Origin of the sequence: Thalassococcus halodurans (genome assembly GCF_900108225.1) — a bacterium.
Taxonomy (GTDB): Bacteria; Pseudomonadota; Alphaproteobacteria; order Rhodobacterales; family Rhodobacteraceae; genus Thalassococcus; species Thalassococcus halodurans.
In genome coordinates this window covers 977,234-999,269 of sequence record NZ_FNUZ01000002.1, presented here as the reverse complement: position 1 = coordinate 999,269, position 22,036 = coordinate 977,234, and the positions used below count along the sequence as shown (strand labels likewise).

At 56.8% G+C, this 22,036-nt stretch carries 30 protein-coding genes; 25 read left to right on the top strand and 5 right to left on the bottom strand.

Translation table 11 applies throughout. The annotated features are described in order from the left end of the window. Nucleotides 1-162: 162 nt before the first annotated feature. Entirely contained in the window at nt 163-591 is a 429-nt protein-coding gene (locus C4S59_RS09865) for a hypothetical protein (protein WP_103910263.1), read from the top strand. A 125-nt stretch (nt 592-716) separates the two neighbouring features. On the opposite strand, the gene C4S59_RS09860 is transcribed toward C4S59_RS09865, so the two are convergent. Further along, entirely contained in the window at nt 717-1,337 is a 621-nt protein-coding gene (locus C4S59_RS09860; protein ID WP_103910262.1) for a 2OG-Fe(II) oxygenase family protein, read from the bottom strand. A gap of 262 nt (nt 1,338-1,599) precedes the next feature. Here C4S59_RS09860 and rpmC point away from each other — a divergent pair, with 262 nt between their 5' ends. From rpmC to rpmD, 11 genes are all read left to right on the top strand, one after another. Continuing rightward, the gene (gene rpmC, locus C4S59_RS09855; RefSeq protein WP_103910261.1) at nt 1,600-1,806 is read left to right on the top strand and encodes a 50S ribosomal protein L29; all 207 of its coding nucleotides are present in this window, start codon (nt 1,600-1,602) and stop codon (nt 1,804-1,806) included. A 15-nt stretch (nt 1,807-1,821) separates the two neighbouring features. Continuing rightward, on the top strand, nt 1,822-2,052 hold the full coding sequence (gene rpsQ, locus C4S59_RS09850; RefSeq protein WP_103910260.1) for a 30S ribosomal protein S17: 231 nt from the start codon (nt 1,822-1,824) through the stop codon (nt 2,050-2,052). A gap of 75 nt (nt 2,053-2,127) precedes the next feature. Further along, nucleotides 2,128-2,496 carry a 50S ribosomal protein L14 gene (gene rplN / locus C4S59_RS09845; protein WP_007427594.1) on the top strand — a complete coding sequence of 123 codons (369 nt, stop codon included), beginning with the start codon at nt 2,128-2,130 and terminating at the stop codon, nt 2,494-2,496. Next, nucleotides 2,496-2,807: a 50S ribosomal protein L24 gene (gene rplX / locus C4S59_RS09840; protein WP_103910259.1), complete on the top strand. Its 312-nt coding sequence runs from the start codon at nt 2,496-2,498 to the stop codon at nt 2,805-2,807. The genes rplN and rplX overlap by 1 nt, the downstream gene beginning before the upstream one ends. Then, a complete protein-coding gene (rplE, locus tag C4S59_RS09835; RefSeq protein WP_103910258.1) occupies nt 2,800-3,360 on the top strand; it encodes a 50S ribosomal protein L5 in 561 nt (186 codons plus the stop codon). The genes rplX and rplE overlap by 8 nt, the downstream gene beginning before the upstream one ends. Nucleotides 3,361-3,374: 14 nt before the next feature. After that, nucleotides 3,375-3,680 carry a 30S ribosomal protein S14 gene (gene rpsN, locus C4S59_RS09830; protein ID WP_103910257.1) on the top strand — a complete coding sequence of 102 codons (306 nt, stop codon included), beginning with the start codon at nt 3,375-3,377 and terminating at the stop codon, nt 3,678-3,680. Nucleotides 3,681-3,693: 13 nt separating this feature from the next. Beyond that, complete coding sequence (gene rpsH / locus C4S59_RS09825; protein WP_103910256.1) at nt 3,694-4,086, top strand: 30S ribosomal protein S8; 393 nt, start codon at nt 3,694-3,696, stop codon at nt 4,084-4,086. A gap of 12 nt (nt 4,087-4,098) precedes the next feature. Further along, nucleotides 4,099-4,632: a 50S ribosomal protein L6 gene (rplF, locus tag C4S59_RS09820; RefSeq protein WP_103910255.1), complete on the top strand. Its 534-nt coding sequence runs from the start codon at nt 4,099-4,101 to the stop codon at nt 4,630-4,632. 11 nt (nt 4,633-4,643) lie between these two features. Next, nucleotides 4,644-5,003 (top strand): 50S ribosomal protein L18, encoded by a 360-nt coding sequence (rplR, locus tag C4S59_RS09815; RefSeq protein WP_103910254.1) that lies wholly within the window; start codon nt 4,644-4,646, stop codon nt 5,001-5,003. A gap of 139 nt (nt 5,004-5,142) precedes the next feature. Further along, entirely contained in the window at nt 5,143-5,721 is a 579-nt protein-coding gene (gene rpsE / locus C4S59_RS09810; protein WP_103910253.1) for a 30S ribosomal protein S5, read from the top strand. Nucleotides 5,722-5,725: 4 nt separating this feature from the next. Further along, nucleotides 5,726-5,914 (top strand): 50S ribosomal protein L30, encoded by a 189-nt coding sequence (gene rpmD, locus C4S59_RS09805; protein WP_103910252.1) that lies wholly within the window; start codon nt 5,726-5,728, stop codon nt 5,912-5,914. Nucleotides 5,915-5,995: 81 nt separating this feature from the next. Here the strand turns inward: rpmD and C4S59_RS09800 are convergent, their stop codons facing one another. Then, entirely contained in the window at nt 5,996-6,460 is a 465-nt protein-coding gene (locus C4S59_RS09800; protein WP_103910251.1) for a hypothetical protein, read from the bottom strand. Nucleotides 6,461-6,817: 357 nt separating this feature from the next. On the opposite strand from C4S59_RS09800, the gene rplO reads away from it, so the two are divergent. From rplO to C4S59_RS09760, 8 genes are all read left to right on the top strand, one after another. Then, complete coding sequence (gene rplO, locus C4S59_RS09795; protein WP_103910250.1) at nt 6,818-7,291, top strand: 50S ribosomal protein L15; 474 nt, start codon at nt 6,818-6,820, stop codon at nt 7,289-7,291. Nucleotides 7,292-7,398: 107 nt separating this feature from the next. Continuing rightward, on the top strand, nt 7,399-8,763 hold the full coding sequence (gene secY, locus C4S59_RS09790) for a preprotein translocase subunit SecY (protein WP_103910249.1): 1,365 nt from the start codon (nt 7,399-7,401) through the stop codon (nt 8,761-8,763). After that, on the top strand, nt 8,760-9,338 hold the full coding sequence (locus tag C4S59_RS09785; RefSeq protein ID WP_103910248.1) for an adenylate kinase: 579 nt from the start codon (nt 8,760-8,762) through the stop codon (nt 9,336-9,338). Before secY ends, C4S59_RS09785 begins: the two co-directional genes overlap by 4 nt. Nucleotides 9,339-9,632: 294 nt before the next feature. After that, on the top strand, nt 9,633-10,001 hold the full coding sequence (rpsM, locus tag C4S59_RS09780; protein ID WP_103910358.1) for a 30S ribosomal protein S13: 369 nt from the start codon (nt 9,633-9,635) through the stop codon (nt 9,999-10,001). A gap of 15 nt (nt 10,002-10,016) precedes the next feature. Continuing rightward, the gene (gene rpsK / locus C4S59_RS09775) at nt 10,017-10,409 is read left to right on the top strand and encodes a 30S ribosomal protein S11 (protein ID WP_072780049.1); all 393 of its coding nucleotides are present in this window, start codon (nt 10,017-10,019) and stop codon (nt 10,407-10,409) included. A 114-nt stretch (nt 10,410-10,523) separates the two neighbouring features. After that, complete coding sequence (locus C4S59_RS09770; RefSeq protein WP_103910357.1) at nt 10,524-11,540, top strand: DNA-directed RNA polymerase subunit alpha; 1,017 nt, start codon at nt 10,524-10,526, stop codon at nt 11,538-11,540. A gap of 116 nt (nt 11,541-11,656) precedes the next feature. Further along, nucleotides 11,657-12,085: a 50S ribosomal protein L17 gene (gene rplQ / locus C4S59_RS09765; protein WP_103910247.1), complete on the top strand. Its 429-nt coding sequence runs from the start codon at nt 11,657-11,659 to the stop codon at nt 12,083-12,085. 129 nt (nt 12,086-12,214) lie between these two features. Beyond that, complete coding sequence (locus C4S59_RS09760) at nt 12,215-12,844, top strand: YitT family protein (protein WP_103910246.1); 630 nt, start codon at nt 12,215-12,217, stop codon at nt 12,842-12,844. Between the two features lie 57 nt (nt 12,845-12,901). On the opposite strand, the gene C4S59_RS09755 is transcribed toward C4S59_RS09760, so the two are convergent. Continuing rightward, entirely contained in the window at nt 12,902-13,228 is a 327-nt protein-coding gene (locus C4S59_RS09755; protein WP_103910245.1) for a hypothetical protein, read from the bottom strand. A gap of 403 nt (nt 13,229-13,631) precedes the next feature. Here C4S59_RS09755 and C4S59_RS09750 point away from each other — a divergent pair, with 403 nt between their 5' ends. The 3 genes from C4S59_RS09750 (at nt 13,632) to C4S59_RS09740 (ending at nt 17,492) form a co-directional block, all read left to right on the top strand. Continuing rightward, nucleotides 13,632-14,699, top strand: a complete 1,068-nt coding sequence (locus C4S59_RS09750) for a 3-deoxy-7-phosphoheptulonate synthase (protein WP_103910244.1) — start codon at nt 13,632-13,634, stop codon at nt 14,697-14,699. A 93-nt stretch (nt 14,700-14,792) separates the two neighbouring features. After that, nucleotides 14,793-16,169 carry a trypsin-like peptidase domain-containing protein gene (locus C4S59_RS09745; protein ID WP_103910243.1) on the top strand — a complete coding sequence of 459 codons (1,377 nt, stop codon included), beginning with the start codon at nt 14,793-14,795 and terminating at the stop codon, nt 16,167-16,169. A 3-nt stretch (nt 16,170-16,172) separates the two neighbouring features. Further along, the gene (locus C4S59_RS09740; RefSeq protein ID WP_103910242.1) at nt 16,173-17,492 is read left to right on the top strand and encodes a replication-associated recombination protein A; all 1,320 of its coding nucleotides are present in this window, start codon (nt 16,173-16,175) and stop codon (nt 17,490-17,492) included. On the opposite strand, the gene guaD is transcribed toward C4S59_RS09740, so the two are convergent. Beyond that, nucleotides 17,483-18,763 (bottom strand): guanine deaminase, encoded by a 1,281-nt coding sequence (gene guaD / locus C4S59_RS09735; protein WP_103910241.1) that lies wholly within the window; start codon nt 18,761-18,763, stop codon nt 17,483-17,485. The two genes, C4S59_RS09740 and guaD, sit on opposite strands and share 10 nt — an antisense overlap. A gap of 127 nt (nt 18,764-18,890) precedes the next feature. Between guaD and mgtE the strand changes: the two genes are divergently transcribed. Further along, nucleotides 18,891-20,288, top strand: coding sequence for a magnesium transporter (mgtE, locus tag C4S59_RS09730; RefSeq protein WP_103910240.1), 1,398 nt, complete (start codon nt 18,891-18,893; stop codon nt 20,286-20,288). Then, nucleotides 20,285-20,842 (top strand): 5-formyltetrahydrofolate cyclo-ligase, encoded by a 558-nt coding sequence (locus C4S59_RS09725; protein ID WP_103910239.1) that lies wholly within the window; start codon nt 20,285-20,287, stop codon nt 20,840-20,842. Before mgtE ends, C4S59_RS09725 begins: the two co-directional genes overlap by 4 nt. A gap of 55 nt (nt 20,843-20,897) precedes the next feature. On the opposite strand, the gene cobS is transcribed toward C4S59_RS09725, so the two are convergent. Further along, on the bottom strand, nt 20,898-21,884 hold the full coding sequence (gene cobS / locus C4S59_RS09720) for a cobaltochelatase subunit CobS (RefSeq protein WP_103910238.1): 987 nt from the start codon (nt 21,882-21,884) through the stop codon (nt 20,898-20,900). Nucleotides 21,885-22,036 lie beyond the last annotated feature (152 nt).

The following is a 22,036-nucleotide window of genomic DNA, read 5'->3' as shown; positions in this document are numbered from 1 at the left end:
GTAAAAAGCCATCTACGGACGTTTCTAATCGGGACTTTGCTTTTTCGTATTGCCGGGTATCACTGGTGATTACTGGCAATCTGAGCGGGAGTATTTGACTCGTTCCTCTCTCTTTGCGTACTCAGTCAAGATACTTGAGCGTCATAAATTGAGACTTCCGAGATGGCGGATGGCAAATTGTCGAAAGAAGGCGAATACCTGATAGGTCAGTTGGTGGCCGTGTTCGAAAATTCCAGAGCGCAAAGACATGATGCCTTAACGCCAAGTATCATTTCAGCGACTTTAGATGACGTTGAAGGGATTAATCCCTTTGTACAAACTCCAGACATGTTTCGGAAATTGTTTCCCATCGTGCTTGCTGTTGGACTTCGAAACGAAGCAGATGAGCGAACACCGTCTGTTTTGCATCATTTTCTTTGGCCCTTATTCGACAATAGCCCTCTTTACGAGATCAAAGATTTTGATGAGAACGAGAAGCTGTTTATTTGGAAATGTGTGGAGCACATTTATCAAAATATATTTGGCGTAGGTGACGATCCGTATTGGTTAGAACATAGCGGAAAGGTGCAGAGCAGAATACTCAACGCTTGAAACGACGTTTTAGAAGTCGCGTGTGGAGTCATTTCGGGTTCATAGCGGTCATGGTGCTCTGACTGTGTGTTTGTGCTCACTGGAAGCATTTTATTCGATGGGCGGGGCCGTGCGGCCCCTTCCTTTCACGCCCAAGAATAGTTGAAGCTGACGCTGATGCGTTCGTCTTCGGCCATGTTCATCGGCACCTCGTGGCGTAGCCAGCTTTCCCATAGCAGGACATCACCGACCTTGGGTTTTGCATAGACGAAGGTTTTCAGTTCCTCACGCGCGCCTTTCTTGCGGGGTGGAGCGGCCATCATGCGGGCGGAGCGCGGGTCTTCCAGTTTCAGGGCCGAGGCACCGTCGGGCATGGACACATAGGTCGTGCCCGAGATCACCGAATGCGGGTGGATATGAGAGCTGTGCATGCCGCCTTCGGGCAGGATGTTGATCCAGATGTCTTCCAGCTTCAGCTCGCGTCCGTCCAGATCGAATTCCAGATCTTCGGCAAAGGCAGCGACGTGTTTGTCCAGCGCATCCACGATGGATTTGAAAATCGGAAAGCGCCACGGCAGGTCGGTCAGCGAGGCATAGCTGGTATAGCCCGGATAGCCGTTTTCTTCGCACCATTCCTGACCGGCGTCATCGTCTTCGGCGATCACGTAGCACGAGTTTTCAAGTTCCTGTGCGTCGATGTCGTCGCCGAATTCATTCAGTTCCGCACGGTAAAGGCGCGTTACAAACAGGGATGATATTTGTGCCATGAAACCGGATTGCCTTTGGTCTGGATATGTTTGATCTAGGCTTACACCTGCCCACCACGACTGGGAAGGCGGTGCCGGGAATTCCTGCTGAAATTCGCTGAATGGGGCAGGGGGCAGGAAATATCCTGAAAAACACTTGCTAATATGGGCTTTCGGTTGTAGTGGGACCGCTCATCCACGGACTCCACCGGAATCAGGGTGACCTTGCGCGTCTAACGTAGGCAGGGGCTCTCCGGTGATGTTGATTAAAGAAAGGGCGACAATGAACGCCAATGAACTCCGTGACAAGACCCCGGACGAACTCCGGGACCAGCTTGTCCAGCTTAAGAAAGAGGCCTTCAACCTGCGCTTCCAGCAGGCCACAGGTCAGATCGAGAACACCGCACGTATGCGCACCGTACGTCGCGATGTGGCACGGATCAAAACCGTGCTGAACCAAAAAGCCGCTGACGCGGCATCGGCAGAATAAGGGGAGCCTTGAGACATGCCCAAACGTATTCTCCAAGGCGTCGTAACAAGCACAGCAAACGCCCAGACTGTCACAGTCTCGGTTGAGCGCCGCTTCAAGCACCCTGTTCTGAAAAAGACGATCCGTAAGTCCAAAAAGTACCGGGCTCACGATGAAGCTGAAAAGTTTCAGGTCGGCGACGCGGTTCGCATCATCGAATGCGCACCCAAGTCGAAAACGAAACGCTGGGAAGTTGTCGTCGAATAAGACGGTAACGATCCAGTTTGATCGAAACCCTGGGGGCGTACAACAGAACACCCCCCAAAGGTCGGGAGAAACCACATGATCCAGATGCAGACCAATCTGGATGTTGCTGACAACTCCGGCGCTCGCCGGGTGCAGTGCATCAAGGTCCTGGGTGGTTCCAAGCGTAAATACGCATCCGTTGGCGACATCATCGTCGTCTCGGTAAAAGAAGCCATCCCGCGTGGTCGCGTTAAGAAAGGTGACGTCCGTAAGGCCGTCGTCGTGCGTACCGCCAAAGAAGTCCGTCGTGAGGACGGCACAGCAATTCGCTTTGACCGCAACGCCGCCGTGATCCTGAACAACGCAGGTGAGCCGGTCGGTACCCGTATCTTCGGGCCGGTTGTTCGCGAACTGCGTGCGAAGAACTTCATGAAGATCATCTCGCTTGCTCCGGAGGTGCTGTAATGGCTGCTAAACTCCGTAAAGGTGACAAGGTCATCGTTCTTGCCGGTAAAGACAAAGGCAAGACAGGCACCATCGCTTCCGTCGACCCCAAAGCGGGCAAGGCTGTTGTTGACGGTGTAAACATGGCGATCCGCCACCAGCGTCAGACACAATCCAGCCAGGGCGGCCGTCTGCCCAAGGCGATGCCGATTGCTCTGTCCAACCTGGCATTCGTTGATGCAAACGGCAAAGCAACTCGCGTTGGCTTCAAAGTTGAAGGCGACAAGAAAGTACGCGTTGCCAAATCCACAGGGGACGTAATCGATGCTTGATACGCAAAACTACACCCCGCGTCTGAAGTCGGTCTTCAAGGACTCTATTCGCGCAGCGATGAAAGAAGAGTTCGGCTACAAGAACGACATGCAGATCCCGCGTCTGGACAAAATCGTTCTGAACATCGGCTGTGGCGCAGAAGCGGTTCGCGACTCCAAAAAAGCGAAATCGGCCCACGAAGATCTGACACGCATTGCTGGTCAGATGGCAGTTGTCACGAAAGCAAAGAAATCCATCGCGGGTTTCCGTGTTCGTGAAGAAATGCCGCTGGGTGCGAAGGTAACTCTTCGCGGTGACCGCATGTACGAATTCCTGGATCGTCTGATCACCATCGCAATGCCGCGTATTCGCGACTTCCGTGGTGTAAAGCCGTCCTTCGACGGTCGTGGCAACTTTGCCATGGGCCTGAAAGAACACATCGTGTTCCCGGAAATCGATTTCGACAAGGTAGACGAAGTTTGGGGGATGGACATCATCATCACCACAACTGCGGACACCGACGCGGAAGCCAAGGCGCTGTTGAAGCACTTCAACATGCCGTTCACCAGCTAAGGGGATTTTAGACTATGGCTAAGAAATCCATGGTAGAACGCGAGAAGAAGCGCGAACGCCTTGTGGCAAAATATGCCGAAAAGCGTGCCGCGTTGAAAGAAATCGCGAACGACGAATCCAAGCCGATGGAAGAGCGTTTCAAAGCGCGCCTGAAGCTTGCCAAACTGCCGCGGAACTCGGCGCCTACGCGCCTGCACAACCGCTGCCAGCTCACCGGGCGTCCGCACGCCTATTACCGCAAGCTGAAGATCAGCCGGATCATGCTGCGCGAACTGGGTTCGCAAGGTCTGCTTCCGGGCATGGTCAAGTCCAGCTGGTAAGGAGGGTCCAAGAATGAACGATCCTATCGGCGATATGCTGACCCGTATCCGCAACGCTCAGATGCGTGGCAAGTCCACTGTATCGACCCCGGCCTCCAAGCTGCGTGCTTGGGTTCTGGATGTGCTTCTCGAAGAGGGCTACATCCGCGGCTATGAGCGTACAACAGGTGCCAACGGTCATCCGGCACTGGAAATCAGCCTGAAGTACTACGAAGGCACACCGGTTATCCGCGAAGTTAAGCGCGTATCCAAGCCGGGCCGTCGTGTGTATCTGGGTGTGGATGAAATTCCGCAGGTTCGTCAGGGCCTGGGCATTTCCATCGTCTCCACGCCTAAAGGTGTCATGTCCGACGCAAACGCTCGTAGCCAGAATGTTGGCGGCGAAGTGCTTTGCACGGTCTTCTAAGGAGGTCATTCGATGTCTCGTATTGGTAAAAAACCGGTCGAGCTGCCGTCGGGTGTAACCGCCGCAGTGTCCGGCCAGACCATTGAAGTAAAAGGCCCCAAGGGGACCCAGAGCTTCACTGCAACGGACGACGTGACTATTGCTGTAGAAGACAATGTCATCACTGTAACGCCGCGCGGCAAATCCAAGCGCGCACGTCAGCAGTGGGGCATGACCCGCACAATGGTTGCTAACATCGTACACGGTGTTCAGAACACCTTCAAAAAAGAACTTGAAATCCAGGGCGTTGGTTATCGTGCCGCCGTTCAGGGCAATGTTCTGAAGCTGAACCTTGGCTATAGCCACGATGTTGATTTCGCAATTCCGGAAGGTGTGACGGTTACCGCCGCTAAGCCGACTGAACTGGTCGTCGAAGGACATGACGCCCAGCTGGTCGGTCAGGTTGCCGCCAACATTCGCGACTGGCGTCGCCCCGAGCCTTACAAAGGCAAGGGCATTCGCTACAAAGGCGAATACATCTTCCAGAAGGAAGGCAAGAAGAAGTAAGGACGGAGCACATGGCAAACAGCAAACAGGTTCTGTTCCAGAAGCGCCGTCTGCGCGTACGGAACAAGTTGCGGAAGACCAATTCCGGTCGCATGCGCCTTTCGGTGCACCGCAGCAACAAAAACATCAGCGTTCAGCTGATCGACGATGTGAACGGCGTAACAGTCGCTTCGGCCTCTTCCATGGAAAAGGCACTGGGCGTTGTTGGCAAAAACAACATCGAAGCAGCCACCAAAATCGGTGCTGCGATCGCAGAACGTGCCAAGAAGGCCGGTGTCGAAGAAGCATACTTCGACCGCGGTGGCTTCCTTTTTCACGGTCGCATCAAGGCTCTGGCCGATGCAGCCCGCGAAGGTGGTCTGAAAATCTAATGGTTGTGCGCGAGGGCTCTGGCCTTCGCGCATTTCCTCTTTCGAGTGAAGGCAGAAATGCCTCGATGATCGGGGGGCTGGTGACAGCCCACTGCGATTGAGACACAGCGCCTTGGGCGCAAGAATAAAGGGATGCCAAATGGCAGAACGTGAAAACCGCCGGGGTAACCGTCGCGAACGCGAGGAAGCACCGGAATTCGCAGATCGTCTTGTAGCGATCAACCGCGTTTCGAAAACAGTTAAAGGCGGTAAGCGCTTTGGCTTTGCTGCACTGGTAGTCGTAGGCGACCAGAAAGGCCGCGTAGGCTTTGGTAAGGGTAAAGCGAAAGAAGTGCCCGAGGCCATCCGTAAGGCAACCGAGCAAGCGAAGCGCCAGATGATCCGCGTGCCGCTGCGTGAAGGTCGTACACTGCACCACGACATCGAAGGTCGTCACGGTGCGGGCCGCGTCGTAATGCGCACAGCTCCGACAGGTACCGGTATCATCGCCGGTGGTCCGATGCGTGCCGTATTCGAAATGCTGGGTATTCAGGACGTTGTTGCAAAGTCCATCGGTTCCCAGAACCCCTACAACATGATCCGTGCCACTCTGAACGGTCTGAAGCGTGAAAACAGCCCCCGTCAGGTTGCTGCACGTCGTGGTAAGAAAGTCGCTGACATTCTTCCCAAGCGTGAAGACGCTCCGAACGAGTCCGCACAAGTAGCCGAGGAGGCCTGATCACATGGCTAAGACCATCGTTGTGAAACAGATCGGATCTCCGATCCGTCGCCCGGAAAAGCAGCGTCAGACCCTGATCGGTCTGGGCCTGAACAAGATGCACAAGACCCGCGAACTGGAAGACACACCCGCGATCCGCGGCATGGTCGCCAAGATCCCGCACCTGGTCGAGATCATCGAAGAGCGCGGCTAAGCCGGTTCTTTCGGGACAGTGAGAAATAAGAAGGGCCCTTCGCTTGAAGGGCCCTTTTTCTTTGCGAACGTTAAATCCGGTTTACTCGACCTTCGGGCACTTGAGGTTGCCGGTTTTGGCCCAAGTGCGCACCGCGCCTTGGATCGCGCTGCTGCCCCATGCGCCGTTTACCGACAGGTTCGTGCCAGAACCCGCGGGCGTGGCGACTGCCGTAACCCAAGTGCCTTTGTTATTCGGCCCTGCGCCGATGGCGCCGGTCAGCAAGGTACGCGTCGTGGTGAGCGTGGTCTGGCTGCTTGTGCGGCGTACTTTTGTGTCAAGGCCGACGGTCCACGCGTTGTTGCTGATCATACCGCCGCCAATCGTCATGTCGCTGGCGCCGAAAGTGCCGTTCAAGCATTTCGCAGCACCGGCTTCTAAACTGCGGGACACGTCTGCAAAGCTTCTGTTGATTGTCGTGCCTGCGCCGGGTGTCGGCATGTCGACATTACAGGCGGCCAAAGCAATCATGCCGGCGCCAAGGCCCAGAAGTCTGAAAGGGTTCATGGTGTTCCTACTTATTAAAATTAATGCATTTTCTTTTTGTGATAAATCGTTACTGCAATCAACCTATGGAGTACCTGAGCGTTTCTTAAGTATCGGTTGGATTGAATGGTCAAGAATTTTTGACATCACGTGAGAGACGCAAAGTGACTGCGTCGATGTTCCGATATGAAACCGTCAGGGAAGGGCATGCGCTGAAATACGGTATACTGCGGCATGTTGACCGCCTGTCGCACTTGATCCAGCGCGACTCCCCGTCTATACGCGCACGGTGATCCAAAAGGATTGCGATTCATATCAACACACGCCGCGTTTGTCCCATCCGTCGCTGGGGGGCACATCCGGCAAGGAGAAGCGACAATGAAACTTCATGAACTGCGCGACAACGAAGGCGCAACAAAGCGTAAGAAACGCATCGGCCGTGGCCCGGGTTCGGGCACAGGTAAGATGGGTGGCCGTGGTATCAAAGGTCAGAAATCCCGTTCGGGTGTAGCGATCAACGGCTACGAAGGTGGCCAGATGCCGCTCTACCAGCGTCTGCCGAAGCGTGGCTTCAACAAGCCGAACCGCAAGTCCTACGCTGTTGTTAACCTGGGTCTGATCCAGAAATTCGTTGACGCAGGCAAGCTGGACGCTGGCAACACCATCACCGAAGACGCACTGGTTGCATCCGGTCTGGTTCGCCGCAAGCTGGACGGCATCCGCGTTCTGGCAAAAGGCGAAGTGACAGCGAAACTGACACTGGACGTCACAGGCGCATCCAAGTCGGCGGTTGAAGCTGTCGAGAAAGCTGGCGGTTCTGTTACCGTCAAGACAGCAGCTGCTGCTGAATAATGGGTTGTGAGCAGCGGCAACGCTGCTTACATCTCTGACCAGTTTTCCCGACGCCGTCCGAGCTGGAAAGCGCTCAGGGCGGCGTCTGTCCGAGAGAGAGACCCGAAATGGCATCTGCTGTTGAACAAATGGCCGCGAACACAAGCTGGGCGGCCCTTGGCAAAGCCACAGACCTTCGCAACCGTATTCTTTTTACCCTTGGCCTGTTGATCGTTTACCGTCTGGGCACGTTTATTCCCGTTCCAGGTATTGATGGCGCCGCGCTGCGCGAATTCGTCGATCAGGCAGGGCAGGGTATTGCTGGCATGGTCAGCATGTTTACTGGCGGCGCTCTGGGCCGTATGGGCATCTTCGCCCTTGGCATCATGCCTTACATTTCGGCCTCGATTATCGTCCAGCTTCTGACAGCGATGGTTCCTGCACTGGAACAGCTGAAGAAAGAGGGCGAACAGGGTCGTAAGAAAATCAACCAATACACCCGCCTTGGCACTGTCGTTCTGGCGACGTTCCAAGCCTATGGTCTGGCCGTCAGCATCGAAGCTGGCGATCTGGCCACAGATCCGGGCCTGTATTTCCGTGCAGCCACAGTGATCACGCTGGTTGGTGGTACGATGTTCCTGATGTGGCTGGGTGAGCAGATCACCAACCGTGGCATCGGTAACGGTATTTCTCTGATCATCTTCGTGGGTATCATCGCCGAAGTTCCTGCCGCTCTGGCACAGTTCTTTGCATCGGGCCGTTCCGGCGCGATCAGCCCTGCTGTGATCATCGGTGTGATCGTGATGGTGATCGCCGTGATTACCTTTGTGGTCTTCATGGAGCGCGCCCTGCGTAAAATCACCATTCAGTATCCCCGTCGTCAGGTGGGCATGCGTATGACCGAGGCGCAGAATTCGCACCTGCCGGTCAAGGTGAACCCCGCCGGTGTTATCCCTGCGATCTTTGCGTCAACGCTGCTGATGTTGCCTGTGACGATCTCGACCTTCTCCGGTTCGGACACCGGTCCTGTCATGTCGACGATCCTTGCGTACTTCGGCCCTGGACAGCCGCTCTATCTGCTGTTCTTCGCTGCGATGATCATCTTCTTTGCGTATTTCTATACCTTCAACGTTTCGTTCAAGCCGGACGAAGTTGCCGAGAACCTGAAAAACCAGAACGGTTTTGTTCCCGGTATCCGCCCAGGCAAGAAGACGTCCGAGTATCTGGAATACGTTGTGAACCGCGTTCTGGTTCTGGGCTCTGGTTACCTTGCTCTGGTCTGCCTGCTGCCGGAAATCATCCGGAATGAATTCGCAATTCCGTTCTATTTTGGTGGTACTTCGGTGCTGATCGTTGTCAGCGTCACCATGGACACCATTCAGCAGGTGCAAAGCCATCTTCTGGCGCACCAATACGAAGGTCTTATTCAGAAATCGCAACTGCGCGGTAAGGGTAAGGCTCGCAAGAAAAGGGGAGGCCCCGCACGCCGATGAATATTATCCTACTTGGACCGCCAGGAGCGGGTAAGGGAACACAAGCTCAACATCTGGTCGAAACCCGCAACATGGTTCAGCTGTCCACAGGTGACATGCTGCGTGAAGCGAAAACCAGCGGCACAGAAATGGGCAAGCGCGTGGCCGAGGTCATGGACAAGGGTGAACTGGTCACAGACGAGATCGTGATCGGCCTGATCCGCGAAAAGCTGGAAACCGTAGAAGCATCCGGTTTCATCTTTGACGGCTTCCCGCGCACATTGGCTCAGGCCGATGCTCTGGCCCAGTTGTTGGAGGAAACTGGTCAGACGCTTGATAAAGTTGTCGAGCTGCAAGTGGATGACAAAGTGCTGGTCGACCGTATCGTCAACCGCGCCAAAGAGGCGGCCGCTGCTGGTCAGCCCGTTCGCGCAGACGATAACGAAGAAAGCCTGAAGATTCGTCTGATGGAATACTACCGCAAGACATCGCCGCTGATCGGCTACTACTATGCCAAAGGTCAGCTGAACGGTGTTGATGGTCTGGGTACGATCGACGCTGTTCGCGATGATATCGCGAAGGTTCTGGATAACTAATCGTCCAAACAGTAGGGGCTTCTGCCCTTGGGCAAAGAATTGGAAACGTCGCGAAGACCACCGCGGCGTTTCAACTTTTAAGAAATATAGGGGCAGTTGACGCTCTGGGTCTTGACGCTTTGGTCAAATCCCCGTACCCGTCGCCATCTCTATGAGAATCGCCTTGCCATAAGTCCGTCCGGATAAATGGCAGATCACCTGATCAGCCGCCGCCCACCGGGCACCCAGCCTTGGGCGGTTTGTTGTGAAAAAAGGTTCTGGAAATACGGAACCGCAACCGAAGAGGAATACCACGTGGCACGTATTGCCGGCGTAAACATCCCGACAAACAAGCGAGTGCCGATCGCACTTACTTATATCACAGGTATCGGCCACACATCGGCTGAAGCCATCTGCGAAGCTGTAGGCATCGAACGCGCACGTCGCGTTAACGAACTGTCCGACGCAGAAGTTCTGGCCATCCGTGAGCACATCGATGCGAACTTCACCGTTGAAGGTGACCTGCGTCGTGAAGTTCAGATGAACATCAAGCGTCTGATGGACCTTGGCTGCTACCGTGGCCTGCGTCATCGCCGCAACCTCCCCGTACGCGGTCAGCGTACACACACCAACGCGCGTACGCGTAAAGGTCCGGCGAAAGCAATCGCTGGCAAGAAGAAGTAAGGGAGGTCTCAGCACATGGCACGTGATACCCGTCGTGGGGGCAAGAAAAAGGTCTCCAAGAATATCGCAGCTGGCGTTGCACACGTAAACTCCAGCTTCAACAACACCAAGATCCTGATCTCTGACGTGCAGGGCAACGCCATTTCGTGGTCGTCTGCCGGCACAATGGGCTTCAAAGGTTCGCGTAAATCCACTCCTTACGCTGCTCAGCTGGCAGCCGAGGATGCAGGCCGCAAGGCGCAGGAACACGGCGTGAAAACTCTGGAAGTCGAGGTTCAGGGCCCCGGTTCTGGCCGTGAATCCGCGCTGCGCGCACTGGCTGCTGTTGGCTTCAACATCACGTCGATCCGCGACGTGACACCGATCGCTCACAACGGCTGCCGCCCGCCGAAGCGTCGCCGGGTCTAATCCGGACACTATTTCAAGGGGCCGTGCCTTTGGGCGCGGTCCCATTTCGCTTTTTTTAACCTCGGGCGTCTCCGGCCTTAAGGACATGGGGCCGAGACAGGAATGGAGGTCTACATGATCCATAAGAATTGGGCAGAACTGATCAAGCCGACACAGCTTGACGTGCGTCCGGGCAACGACCCGACCCGCTCAGCAACTCTGATCGCCGAACCGCTGGAACGCGGCTTCGGTCTGACACTGGGCAACGCACTGCGTCGCGTCCTGCTGTCGAGCCTTCAGGGTGCGGCTATCACAAGCGTACAGATCGACAACGTCCTGCACGAGTTCTCCTCGGTTGCCGGTGTTCGTGAAGATGTCACCGACATCGTTCTGAACCTCAAAGGCGTCGCGATCCGTATGGAAGTCGAAGGCCCCAAGCGCCTGTCGATTTCGGCCAAAGGTCCGGGTGTTGTCACAGCTGGTGACATCGCTGAATCCAACGGCATCGAAGTTCTGAACAAAGACCACGTGATCTGCCACCTCGATGATGGCGCAGACTTCTTCGTGGAACTGACAGTTAACACCGGTAAGGGCTATGTCTCTGCAGACAAGAACAAACCCGAAGATGCGCCCATCGGCATGATTCCGATCGACGCGATCTATTCGCCGGTCAAAAAGGTTGCTTACGACGTTCAGCCGACCCGTGAAGGTCAGGTTCTGGACTATGACAAGCTGACCATGAAAATCGAAACAGACGGTTCTGTGACGCCTGAGGATGCCATCGCATTCGCAGCGCGTATCCTTCAGGACCAGCTGTCGATCTTCGTCAACTTCGACGAACCCGAAGCAGCTGGCCGTCAGGACGAAGACGATGGTCTCGAGTTCAACCCGCTTCTGCTCAAGAAAGTGGACGAACTGGAACTGTCCGTACGTTCGGCGAACTGCCTCAAGAACGACAACATCGTCTACATCGGCGATCTTATCCAGAAGACAGAAGCAGAAATGCTGCGCACGCCGAACTTCGGCCGCAAGTCGCTGAACGAGATCAAAGAAGTTCTGTCCGGTATGGGTCTGCACCTTGGCATGGATGTCGAGGACTGGCCGCCAGACAACATCGAAGACCTGTCCAAGAAGATGGAAGACAACTTCTAAGACAGTCTAATCAGTGGGGCAGGGAAACCTGCCCTGCACCCCGGGCACCCGCCCCAAGGAGAGGGTGAGACACGCATCTTACCCCTGACAAAGCATAAGCATTAGGAGACTAAAACATGCGTCACGCAAAAGGTTACCGCCGCCTGAACCGTACCCACGAACACCGCAAGGCACTGTGGGCAAACATGGCTGGCTCGCTCATCGAACATGAGCAGATCAAAACAACTCTGCCGAAGGCAAAAGAACTCAAGCGCGTCATCGACAAGCTGATCACACTGGGCAAGCGCGGCGATCTGCACGCGCGCCGTCAGGCAGCGGCTCAGCTGAAGCAGGACATGCACGTTGCGAAACTGTTCGACGTGCTTGGCCCCCGCTACGCAGAGCGTCAGGGCGGCTACTGCCGCGTTCTGAAAGCTGGCTTCCGCTACGGTGACATGGCGCCCATGGCGATCATCGAACTGGTCGACCGTGACGTCGACGCGAAAGGCGCAGCAGACAAAGCACGCGTCGCAGCAGAAGAAGCAGCGGCAGAAGCCGAAGCATAAGAATTCGGCCCTTACCGGCCAATCTGAAACCCCCGTCGAATTTCGGCGGGGGTTTTTGCTTTCTTAGATTGCCTTTTGTCAAGGGATTGGTAGGGGAATGGCAGAATTCCAAAACCATCTGGTGTCTGAATGAAAACTCCTGTTTCCGTATTCGACCTTCAAGGCATGGCATTCGGGATTGGCATGGCCAGTCTTGGCGTTGTGTTCCTGAAGGCGGCTGGGTTGGTGACGGGGCAGACGGCAGGGATTGCTTTGTTGTTGTCCTACGTTTTGCCCTACAGTTTCGGCCCGATCTTTTTCACACTCGGTATCCCGTTTCTGGTTCTTGCGTGGTTGAAGCGCAGTCGTACGTTTGCCATCCGTACGGTCGTGGCCGTGGCCGGCATTTCGGCTTTGTCGCAGTATCTGGCGACGATCCTGAAATTCGAAGACCTAAGTCTTGCCGTTGCGGCGATTGCGGGCGGTGCTTGTAGTGGTGTCGGATTGGTCGCGATCTTCCGCCATAACGCCTCGGCCGGTGGGATGACGATTGTCGGCATCATGATCGAACAGAAGACCGGCTTCAAAGCGGGCTGGTTCCAGCTAGCAGTAGATGCACTGGTCTTTCTGGCAGCCGCCTTTGTTCTGTCACCAGCGCAGTTGGGCTACTCGTTTCTTGGAGCGTTGATCACCAATATGGCTATTGTCTGGAACTTCGACGTTGAACAAAGCGGGACAGGGCGTCCGGGCTATGGGCGGTCTTCCAAGAAAGATGCGTAGTGGGGGATAGCGAGTTTCTCGCCATGTCGCGCTGACTCCTGTCAAGTCGGCGGGCGTCTAAGTTTCGGAGTTTTTCCAAATGTGCTTATCGTCCGAAATCGCCTGAGCCACACCAATAAGCTTGGCGCGAATTGTGTCAGTAATCTCTTGGGGCCCGATTTGCATTTCTTGTGATTGGACGAGGAAGAGATAGTCGGCGACGTCAGCGACGCTACAATTATTCTTCAACATTTGCGCAGCGTTATAAAGATACCTGTCGTACTCGTCTTCATAGGGCTCACCTTTCCAGCCCCCGGTCACGCCCAATAACCCGATTGGGTCCCAATGAGACCAGCCGATTTCTCTAAGGCGGTCGAAGTCAACATCGGGATGGGCGATTTTCATGCTTCACGTTGTCATTATCGCAGCCATTGAAGTCAACCATTCGTCATGTAGTTTGGTCACTATCCGGGCTTTCTGTGGACCGAACACCAGTGACAGCATTCATGTTCGTTCTGCTGCGACGGCAGCTTTTTGAGGCTCAAATGCCAAAACTATGTGTAGCCCGCACGTCAGACAGAAAATTTAGCCAAAGCGCATTTTTCCTGTCGACAGTCAAAATCTTTGTCGCTAGCCTTTGCCACATGACACAGACCTACGCAGCATTTTGGTATTTTTATGCACCGAGCCATAAGGCGGCGGCAGGGGTTTGTGCGTTCTGACAAAACGTTAAAACAAGATACCACACCGAACCGCCCTCACCGGCGGTTTTTTTGTGTCCGTCGGGGGCCTGAAAAGGATCACCACCATGACCACCCAAGACCTACGGATCACAAAGATGCAGCAACTGATTTCCCCCGAGGAACTGGCCCGACGACATCCCGTCTCGGACGCCGCCGCGCAAACAGTGCGGGCAGGGCGCGAGGCTATTCAGAACATTCTGAAAGGCAATGATGACCGTCTGATATCGATTGTCGGACCCTGTTCGATCCACGATCCCGTTGCCGCCATCGAATACGCGCGCCTGTTGTTGGAACTGCGCGAGGAAACAAAAGGCGAGCTTGAGGTGGTCATGCGCGTCTATTTCGAAAAGCCGCGCACCATTGCGGGCTGGAAGGGCATGATCAACGATCCGGGTCTGGATGGCAGCTTCCGCATTAACGAAGGTCTTGAAACCGCGCGGACGCTTCTGTTGCAGATCAACGAAATGGGCCTGCCGGTAGCGACCGAGTTTTTGGATACCACCGTGCCGCAATACATTGCGGATCTTGTGTCTTGGGCGGCAATCGGGGCGCGGACGACAGAAAGCCAGATCCACCGCGAAATGGCGTCGGGTCTGTCCTGTCCGGTGGGCTTCAAGAACGGCACGCGCGGCAATGCCCAGATCGCTATTGACGCGGTGCGTTCGGCGGCGGGTCAGCACCATTTCATGGGCACAACAGCCAGCGGCCAAGCGGCGATTGTGTCGACCAGCGGCAATGAAGACTGCCACGTGATCCTGCGCGGTGGTGGCGGTGCGACCAACTTTGATGCGGCTTCGGTCGATGCGGTCTGCATTGCCTGCGAACGCGACGGCGTGCGTCCTCAGGTCATGATCGACGCAAGCCACGCCAACAGCGGCAAAGACCCGGCGCGCCAGCCTGCGGTGCTTCATGAAATCGGGACGCAGATCGCCGATGGGGATCATCGCATCACCGGCGTCATGGTGGAAAGCCATCTGGTCGGCGGCGCGCAAAAGCTGGGCAAGACGCCCTTGGTCTATGGTCAGTCGATCACGGACGGATGCCTAGGCTGGGCCGAAACCGAGGCGGCCATGCGCAAGCTGGCGCACACAGTCGCGTTGCGCCGTGACGCGGGCCTAAGCCTCGCGAGTTAATCAGTTCCCTCCCAAGGGGCCGTTTGTGGCCAGAGATGGTTGCAAATGGCCCCCGTGGCCCGCATATCCTGTGACAACGTTTCAGGAGGGCCCATGATCCGCATTCTTTTGGCTCTGGTATTGATGTTGCCGGTCGCTGTTCAGGCTGACACGCGCATTCCCGCATCCAAGTCCGAAATCTCTCTGTCATTCGCGCCATTGGTGAAACAGGCGGCCCCTGCGGTCGTGAACATCTATGCGTCGCGCGTGGTGGAACAGCGGTCGCCTTTTGCGGATGATCCGTTCTTTGGCAATTTCTTCCGTGATTTCGCGGCACCGCGCCCGCGGGTGCAGAACTCGCTTGGCTCTGGTGTGATCCTGTCGCCAGACGGCATCATGGTGTCGAACTACCACGTGGTGGGGCAGGCGACGGATATTCGCGTGGTGCTGAACACGCGCGAAGAATACGCCGCCCGTGTCTTGCTGGCGGATGAGGAATCCGACATCGCGATCCTGAAGCTGGACGGGGCGCGTGATATGCCGTTTCTTCGGTTCCGTGACAGCGACACGGTCGAGGTGGGCGAACTTGTGCTGGCCATCGGAAACCCCTTTGGTGTTGGCCAAACGGTCAGCAGTGGCATTGTGTCCGGCCTTGCGCGGTCAGGCACGGCCACGGGCAACGCGCGGGGGTATTTCATTCAGACAGATGCGCCGATCAATCCCGGCAATTCGGGTGGTGCGCTGATTGATATCAACGGTGATTTGATCGGGGTGAATACCTCGATCCTGACACGGTCGGGCGGATCGAACGGCATTGGCTTTGCCATTCCGTCAGCCTTGGTTGAACAGTTTGTCAAACAGGCGACATCAGGCGAACAGCGTTTCCAGCGTCCTTGGGCCGGTCTGACAGGGCAATCGGTGGATGCGGATATTTCCGAAAGTCTGGGTCGCGCCGCGCCTCAGGGTATTCTGATTTCTGCCATCCACCCCGCCAGCCCGTTTCTAGAGGCAGGGCTGCGTGTAGGCGACGTGATCCTTCAGGTCGACCGTCAGCCGGTGAACACACCGGCCGAGATGATCTATCGGATGAGCGTGAAGGGCATCGGCGAAACCGCGCGCGTCCAGATCGCGCGGCAGGGGAAAACCAAAGCACTGAAGGTCAATCTGATCGCACCGCCGGACAGCCCCGCGCGGAATACGAAAACCCTTGGCGGGAACGACGTGCTGCCGGGGCTGACCGTTGCGCGGATCAATCCCGCGGTGATCGAAGAACTGGGGCTGCCTGTGAACAGCGAAGGTATCGTGGTGCTTGATCCCGGTCGCTGGGGCGCGCGTGCGGGTCTTCGGGCAGGCGACATCATCACGGAAATTAATGGGCGGGTGATCGAACGGCCGGCGCAGGTGGCGCGAGCCTTGGCCAAAGCTGCACCGCGTATCGCGATCACCGCCATTCGCGGGTCCCAACGTATCCAGCTTAGGTTCCGCGCGTGATTTATGGCTGATCTGTTCGATAGCCCGTCCCAATCCGGTGACATGCCCGAAGGCCCCGCGCATCGCCCGCTGGCGGATGTCTTGCGGCCTGCCAGCCTGTCCGAAGTTATTGGTCAGCACCAGGTGCTTGGCCCCGAAGGATCGCTGCGCGTCATGCTGGATGCGGGCGCATTGGGCTCGATCATATTCTGGGGGCCGCCGGGCGTCGGGAAGACGACGATCGCACGTTTGCTGGCGCAGGAAACTGATCTGCATTTCGTCCAGATCAGCGCGATCTTCACCGGTGTTCCTGACCTGCGCAAAGTGTTTGAGGCCGCCAAGCAGCGGCGCAAGATCGGGCAGGGCACGTTGCTGTTCGTGGACGAAATCCACCGCTTCAACAAAGCCCAGCAGGACAGCTTTCTGCCCCACATGGAAGACGGCACCATCCTGTTGGTGGGCGCGACCACGGAAAACCCGTCGTTCGAACTGAACGCGGCGGTTCTAAGCCGGTCGCAGGTGATGGTGCTGGAACGCCTGTCGCCAGACGAGCTGGAACTGATGGCGCAGCGGGCCGAGGCCGTGTTGGAGCGCGAATTGCCCCTGATCCCGTCGGCACGGGCGGCTTTGATCGAAATGGCCGATGGTGATGGCCGCGCATTCCTGAACCTTGTTGAACAGGCGATGGCGTGGCGCGTCGCCAAACCGCTTGAGATCGAAGACCTGCGCGCGCGTCTGATGCGGCGGGCGGCGAACTACGACAAATCCGGCGACGGGCATTATAATCTGATCTCGGCCCTGCACAAATCAGTGCGCGGGTCCGATCCGGATGCGGCGCTTTATTGGTTTTCGCGCATGCTGGAAGGCGGTGAAGACCCGCGTTTTCTGGCGCGTCGCCTGACGCGTATGGCAGTGGAAGATATCGGTCTGGCCGATCCGCAGGCGCAGGCGTTTTGTCTGCAAAGCTGGCAGACCTACGAACGCCTTGGCAGCCCCGAGGGCGAGTTGGCCCTGTCACAGGCGGTGATCTATCTGGCTTTGGCGCCCAAATCGAACGCCAACTACGTGGCCTATAAAGCCGCGCGTCGTCTGGCTGCTTCGTCGGGGTCCGCCCCGCCGCCCAAGCATATCCTGAACGCGCCCACATCCTTGATGAAGGATCAGGGCTATGGCGACGGATATGCCTATGACCACGATCAGGAAGACGCGTTTTCGGGCCAGAATTACTTCCCTGACGGGATGAAGCGGCCCGAATTCTACGCGCCGGTCGAGCGCGGGTTCGAGCGCGACCTAAAAAAACGGGTCGAGTATTTCGCCAAGCTGCGGAGAGAGCGTCAGCGCTGAACGCGGTTGCCGTTCACCCAGACGTCCCGCACCGCGCGGTCATCGGCCATCATGATGGAGGCAAAGACCTCTTCCCACGCATCGCTGGCGCGGTCGGCGCGTTGTGCGATGGCCTCGGTCGAGGATAGGTTCAGGACGCAAAGATCGGCCTCGTACCCCTTGGCGACGCGCCCGATTTTGTTGTCGAGTTTCAGCGCCCGTGCCGACCCTGCCGTGGCGAGCCACATCAGTTCTGCAGGATGCAAGGGGCGTCCGCGCAGTTGTCCGATCTCATAAGCCGCCGCCATTGTACGCAGCATGGAAAACGAGGATCCACCGCCGGTGTCCGTGGCCAAACCAACGCGCACGCGCGATGTCAGGCCGTCCATGTCGAACAGCCCCGAGCCGATGAAGGTGTTTGATGTCGGGCAGTGGATCAGGGCGGCGTTGACCTCGGACAGCCTGTCGATCTCGCGCGGTTCCAGATGGATCGCATGGCCATAAAGCCCATTTTCCCCCAACAGGCCGGTTTGTTCATAGGTGTCCAGATAATCCCGCGCTTCGGGGAACAGGGATTTGACCCACGCGATTTCATCGGTCTGTTCCGATAGGTGCGTTTGCATCAGACAATCGGGCCGCTCGGCCCAAAGCCCGCCAAGCGTATGCAGTTGTTCCGGCGTCGACGTCGGCGAAAAGCGGGGTGTGATGACGTAGGAAAGACGATCCACGCCATGCCAGCGATCCAGCAGGGCTTTGCTATCGTCGTAGGCGGATTTCGCTGTGTCCCGCAGGCCTTCGGGCGCGTTGCGGTCCATACAGGTTTTGCCGGTTAAGGCACGCAGGCCGCGTGTTTGTGCCTCGGTGAAAAAGGCATCCACACTGGTCGGGTGCACGGTGCCAAATGAACAAACAGTTGTGGTGCCATTGGCCAGCGTCAGATCGAAATACCGCGCGGCGATCATCGCGGCGTAGTCCGGATCGCCAAAGCGCATTTCTTCGGGGAAGGTGTAGCTGTTCAACCAGTCGATCAGCCGTTTGCCCCAGCTGGCAATGATGGAGGTTTGCGGAAAATGTACGTGCGCATCGACGAAACCGGGGCAGATCAGGTCATTGCCGTAGTCTGTGATATCGTCGTTTGGATAAGCCGCGCGCAGGGCTGCGGCATCGCCTGTTTCCGCGATCAGACCGTTGACAATACGCACTGCGCCATCGGTGCGGATCGTGACCGCATCAAGACCGTCCTGAAACGGATCGCCCGAAATTTCCAAGATACGGCCCAAAAGCAAAGCCATGCCCGCCACCCTTTCTGCGCACCAGCAAAATTTTCGCCGACACCTGTTTCTTTCCAGAGACCTGCCATATGGTCCCCGCGCGTAGGTACGCAATCTAAACGTTACGGAAGCGCGCGAAAGGGGCTGTATGACCGAAGATCAGGTAGAAACCGCTGCTGAAACCGTTTCCGAGGAAGACGACAACTACGTTCTTTCCCCGAAAACCGTGGCCGCGATTCTCTATGCGGTGGATGTGCAGGATCGGGAACGGCTGATCGAGTTGATGGAGCCGCTGCATGCGGCGGACATCGCCGACATGCTGGAGCAGATCAACGCGTTCGACCGACTGCGCCTGATCAAGCTTTATGATCGCGAATTCGACGGCGAAATCCTTTCGGAACTGGATGAAAGCATCCGGGAAGAAGTGATCAGCATCCTGAACCCCGAAGTTCTTGCCGACGCGGTGCGGGAACTGGATTCGGATGACGTTGTCGACCTTCTGGAAGACCTTGAAGAAGGCGACCGCGAAGCCATTCTTGATGTGCTCGAAGACAGCGACAGGATCGCGGTTCAGCAGTCGCTGACGTACCCAGAATATTCTGCCGGTCGTCTGATGCAGCGCGAAGTCGTCATGGCGCCCGAGCATTGGAACGTGGGCGAGGCGATTGATTACCTGCGTGATCAGGATGATCTGCCGGACCAGTTCTATCACATCATCATGGTGGACCCGCGCCTGCGCCCCGTAGGCAAGATCGCCTTGGGCAAACTAATGGCGTCACGGCGCGAGGTTTTGCTGGACTCGATCAAGGACGACAGTTTTCACGTCATTCCGGTGACACGGGACGAAGGCGACGTGGCCTATGCGTTCAACCAGTACCATCTTATCTCGGCCCCCGTTGTGGATGAAACCGAACGTCTTGTCGGTGTGATTACCATCGACGACGCGATGGCGGTTCTGGATGAGGAACACGAAGAAGACATTCTGCGCCTTGCGGGTGTTGGCGAAGAAAGCTCTTTGTCCGACACGATCATCGAGACGACCAAGAAACGTATTCCTTGGCTGGTGGTGAACCTTGGCACAGCGGCTTTGGCTGCGACCGTGATTGCGCAGTTCGAAGATACGATTGCAGCCTTGGTTGCGTTGGCGGTCTTGATGCCGATCGTGGCGTCCATGGGCGGCAACGCCGGTACGCAATCTTTGACCGTTGCGGTGCGCGCGCTTGCGACGCGCGACTTGACCGGATCGAACGCGTTTCGGGTTATTCGGCGTGAAATGTTCGTGGGCCTGTTGAACGGGCTGATACTGGCCGTGCCTTTGGCGATGGTGACAGCGCTCTTGTTCGGCTCGCCCTTGTTGGGCTTCGTGATTGGCGTGGCGCTGATCATCAACCTGTTTGTGGCGGCCTTGTCTGGTGTGGGCATACCCATTTTGCTTGAGAAGCTGGGTGTTGACCCCGCCTTGGCATCGGGTGTCTTCGTGACAACTGTAACCGACGTGATCGGCTTCTTTGCCTTCCTCGGTCTTGCAACGGTGATCCTGCTATGACGACTGATCCAAAGGCCGTCGCGCGGAAGGCCGGTTTTGCACGGCGTAAGGCGGCGTTTGATGCCCAAGGTCCCGGTGCGGCCGGTAAGCTGTCCGAGTTTCTGGCAGGCTATCGCGGTGTGCCGATTGCCGGCTATATGCCCATCCGGACCGAGATCGACCCGCTTCCCGCCATGTCCGAAGCCAGCGCACATGGCCCTGTCGGTGTGCCTGTCATCAAGGCGGCTGATACGCCCTTGGACTTTGCGCAATGGGATCCCGATTGCGCCATGGAGACGGGGGCGTTCGGTGCCTATGTACCGGTAGAAAAGGTCTGGATCAGACCAGAGATCGTGATTGTCCCGCTGGTGGCCTTCAGCCGTGAAGGCGGGCGTATGGGGTATGGCGGCGGGTTCTATGACCGGACGCTCGAGCTGCTTCGCGCAAAGGGGCCGGTTCTGGCAGTTGGCTTTGCCTTCAATGCGCAGGAAGATCCTGATCTGCCGCTTGAGCCGACGGATCAGCCACTGGATCTGATCATCACCGAAAGCGATGTTCTGTCCTGCAAACCATAGCGCACGAAAAAGGGGGCCGCAGCCCCCTGAATTCTGTTTGCAGTGATCAGAGCTATCAGCCCATCGACAGGCTTGCTGCGCTTTCGGGCAGTTCCTGGTCAAAGCAGCGCTGGTAGAATTCGGCGACTGTCTGGCGCTCAAGCTCGTCACATTTGTTCAGGAACGACAGGCGGAACGCATAACCGATGTCGTTGAAGATCGTCGCGTTCTGCGCCCATGCGATCACGGTACGGGGCGACATAACGGTCGACAGATCACCGTTCATGAAGGCGGTCCGTGTGAGTTCCGCAACCGTCACCATCTGACGCACAGTCTTGCGGCCCTTGTCGGTGTCATAGCTGGGGTTCTTGGCGACGATGATATCAACCTCGGCATCCAGCGGCAGATAGTTCAGCGTGGCGACCAGAGACCAACGGTCCATCTGACCTTGGTTGATCTGCTGTGTGCCGTGGTAGAGGCCGGTTGTATCGCCCAGACCAACAGTGTTCGCTGTCGCGAAGATCCGGAAGAACGGGTGTGGGGTAATCACCTGGTTCTGGTCCAGAAGCGTCAGCTTGCCGTCAACTTCCAGAACACGCTGGATCACGAACATAACGTCGGCGCGGCCAGCGTCGTATTCGTCGAACACGATCGCTGTCGGGTTGCGCAGCGCCCACGGCAGAATGCCTTCCTGGAACTCGGTTGTCTGCTTGCCGTCAACCAGACGGATCGCGTCCTTACCGATCAGGTCGATACGGCTGATGTGGCTATCAAGGTTCACACGCACACAAGGCCAGTTCAGACGTGCGGCAACCTGTTCGATGTGCGTGGACTTACCTGTGCCGTGATAACCCTGGATCATCACACGGCGGTTGTAGGCAAAGCCCGCCAGAATGGCCAATGTGGTGTCGTGGTCGAAGCGATAGGTCGAATCCAGATCCGGAACTCGGTCTGTGCGCTCGGGGAAACCATGGACAACCATGTCAGAGTCGATGCCGAACACATCGCGGACCGAGATCTGCTCTGTCGGTTTAGCGTTGATGTCGATCGAACCGTCCGCCATAGTCATAGTGTCCTTCGTTTGAAATGGGCTTTTGTTGGTCATGTGGTGCAACATATCTCGCGCGGGGGCAAGGGCCACAACGCCCGTCTAAACCTGCAGGGGGCCTTTATCCAGACTCTTCCGGCATAATGCGAGCGCGGCAAATTAACTCT

Coding starts and splice junctions, on each gene's coding strand:
- rplX (WP_103910259.1), top strand. CDS start 2,496: ATGGCTGCTAAACTCCGTAAAGGTGACAAGGTCATCGTTCTTGCCGGT.
- guaD (WP_103910241.1), bottom strand. CDS start 18,763: ATGGCTTTGCTTTTGGGCCGTATCTTGGAAATTTCGGGCGATCCGTTT.
- rpsE (WP_103910253.1), top strand. CDS start 5,143: ATGGCAGAACGTGAAAACCGCCGGGGTAACCGTCGCGAACGCGAGGAA.
- mgtE (WP_103910240.1), top strand. CDS start 18,891: ATGACCGAAGATCAGGTAGAAACCGCTGCTGAAACCGTTTCCGAGGAA.
- rpmC (WP_103910261.1), top strand. CDS start 1,600: ATGAACGCCAATGAACTCCGTGACAAGACCCCGGACGAACTCCGGGAC.
- rplR (WP_103910254.1), top strand. CDS start 4,644: ATGGCAAACAGCAAACAGGTTCTGTTCCAGAAGCGCCGTCTGCGCGTA.
- rpsH (WP_103910256.1), top strand. CDS start 3,694: ATGAACGATCCTATCGGCGATATGCTGACCCGTATCCGCAACGCTCAG.
- rpsN (WP_103910257.1), top strand. CDS start 3,375: ATGGCTAAGAAATCCATGGTAGAACGCGAGAAGAAGCGCGAACGCCTT.
- C4S59_RS09740 (WP_103910242.1), top strand. CDS start 16,173: ATGGCTGATCTGTTCGATAGCCCGTCCCAATCCGGTGACATGCCCGAA.
- C4S59_RS09725 (WP_103910239.1), top strand. CDS start 20,285: ATGACGACTGATCCAAAGGCCGTCGCGCGGAAGGCCGGTTTTGCACGG.
- C4S59_RS09860 (WP_103910262.1), bottom strand. CDS start 1,337: ATGGCACAAATATCATCCCTGTTTGTAACGCGCCTTTACCGTGCGGAA.
- rplF (WP_103910255.1), top strand. CDS start 4,099: ATGTCTCGTATTGGTAAAAAACCGGTCGAGCTGCCGTCGGGTGTAACC.
- rplQ (WP_103910247.1), top strand. CDS start 11,657: ATGCGTCACGCAAAAGGTTACCGCCGCCTGAACCGTACCCACGAACAC.
- rpmD (WP_103910252.1), top strand. CDS start 5,726: ATGGCTAAGACCATCGTTGTGAAACAGATCGGATCTCCGATCCGTCGC.
- rplO (WP_103910250.1), top strand. CDS start 6,818: ATGAAACTTCATGAACTGCGCGACAACGAAGGCGCAACAAAGCGTAAG.
- rpsK (WP_072780049.1), top strand. CDS start 10,017: ATGGCACGTGATACCCGTCGTGGGGGCAAGAAAAAGGTCTCCAAGAAT.
- rplN (WP_007427594.1), top strand. CDS start 2,128: ATGATCCAGATGCAGACCAATCTGGATGTTGCTGACAACTCCGGCGCT.
- C4S59_RS09745 (WP_103910243.1), top strand. CDS start 14,793: ATGATCCGCATTCTTTTGGCTCTGGTATTGATGTTGCCGGTCGCTGTT.
- rpsQ (WP_103910260.1), top strand. CDS start 1,822: ATGCCCAAACGTATTCTCCAAGGCGTCGTAACAAGCACAGCAAACGCC.
- C4S59_RS09760 (WP_103910246.1), top strand. CDS start 12,215: ATGAAAACTCCTGTTTCCGTATTCGACCTTCAAGGCATGGCATTCGGG.
- C4S59_RS09800 (WP_103910251.1), bottom strand. CDS start 6,460: ATGAACCCTTTCAGACTTCTGGGCCTTGGCGCCGGCATGATTGCTTTG.
- C4S59_RS09865 (WP_103910263.1), top strand. CDS start 163: ATGGCGGATGGCAAATTGTCGAAAGAAGGCGAATACCTGATAGGTCAG.
- rplE (WP_103910258.1), top strand. CDS start 2,800: ATGCTTGATACGCAAAACTACACCCCGCGTCTGAAGTCGGTCTTCAAG.
- C4S59_RS09755 (WP_103910245.1), bottom strand. CDS start 13,228: ATGAAAATCGCCCATCCCGATGTTGACTTCGACCGCCTTAGAGAAATC.
- C4S59_RS09750 (WP_103910244.1), top strand. CDS start 13,632: ATGACCACCCAAGACCTACGGATCACAAAGATGCAGCAACTGATTTCC.
- C4S59_RS09785 (WP_103910248.1), top strand. CDS start 8,760: ATGAATATTATCCTACTTGGACCGCCAGGAGCGGGTAAGGGAACACAA.
- cobS (WP_103910238.1), bottom strand. CDS start 21,884: ATGGCGGACGGTTCGATCGACATCAACGCTAAACCGACAGAGCAGATC.
- secY (WP_103910249.1), top strand. CDS start 7,399: ATGGCATCTGCTGTTGAACAAATGGCCGCGAACACAAGCTGGGCGGCC.
- C4S59_RS09770 (WP_103910357.1), top strand. CDS start 10,524: ATGATCCATAAGAATTGGGCAGAACTGATCAAGCCGACACAGCTTGAC.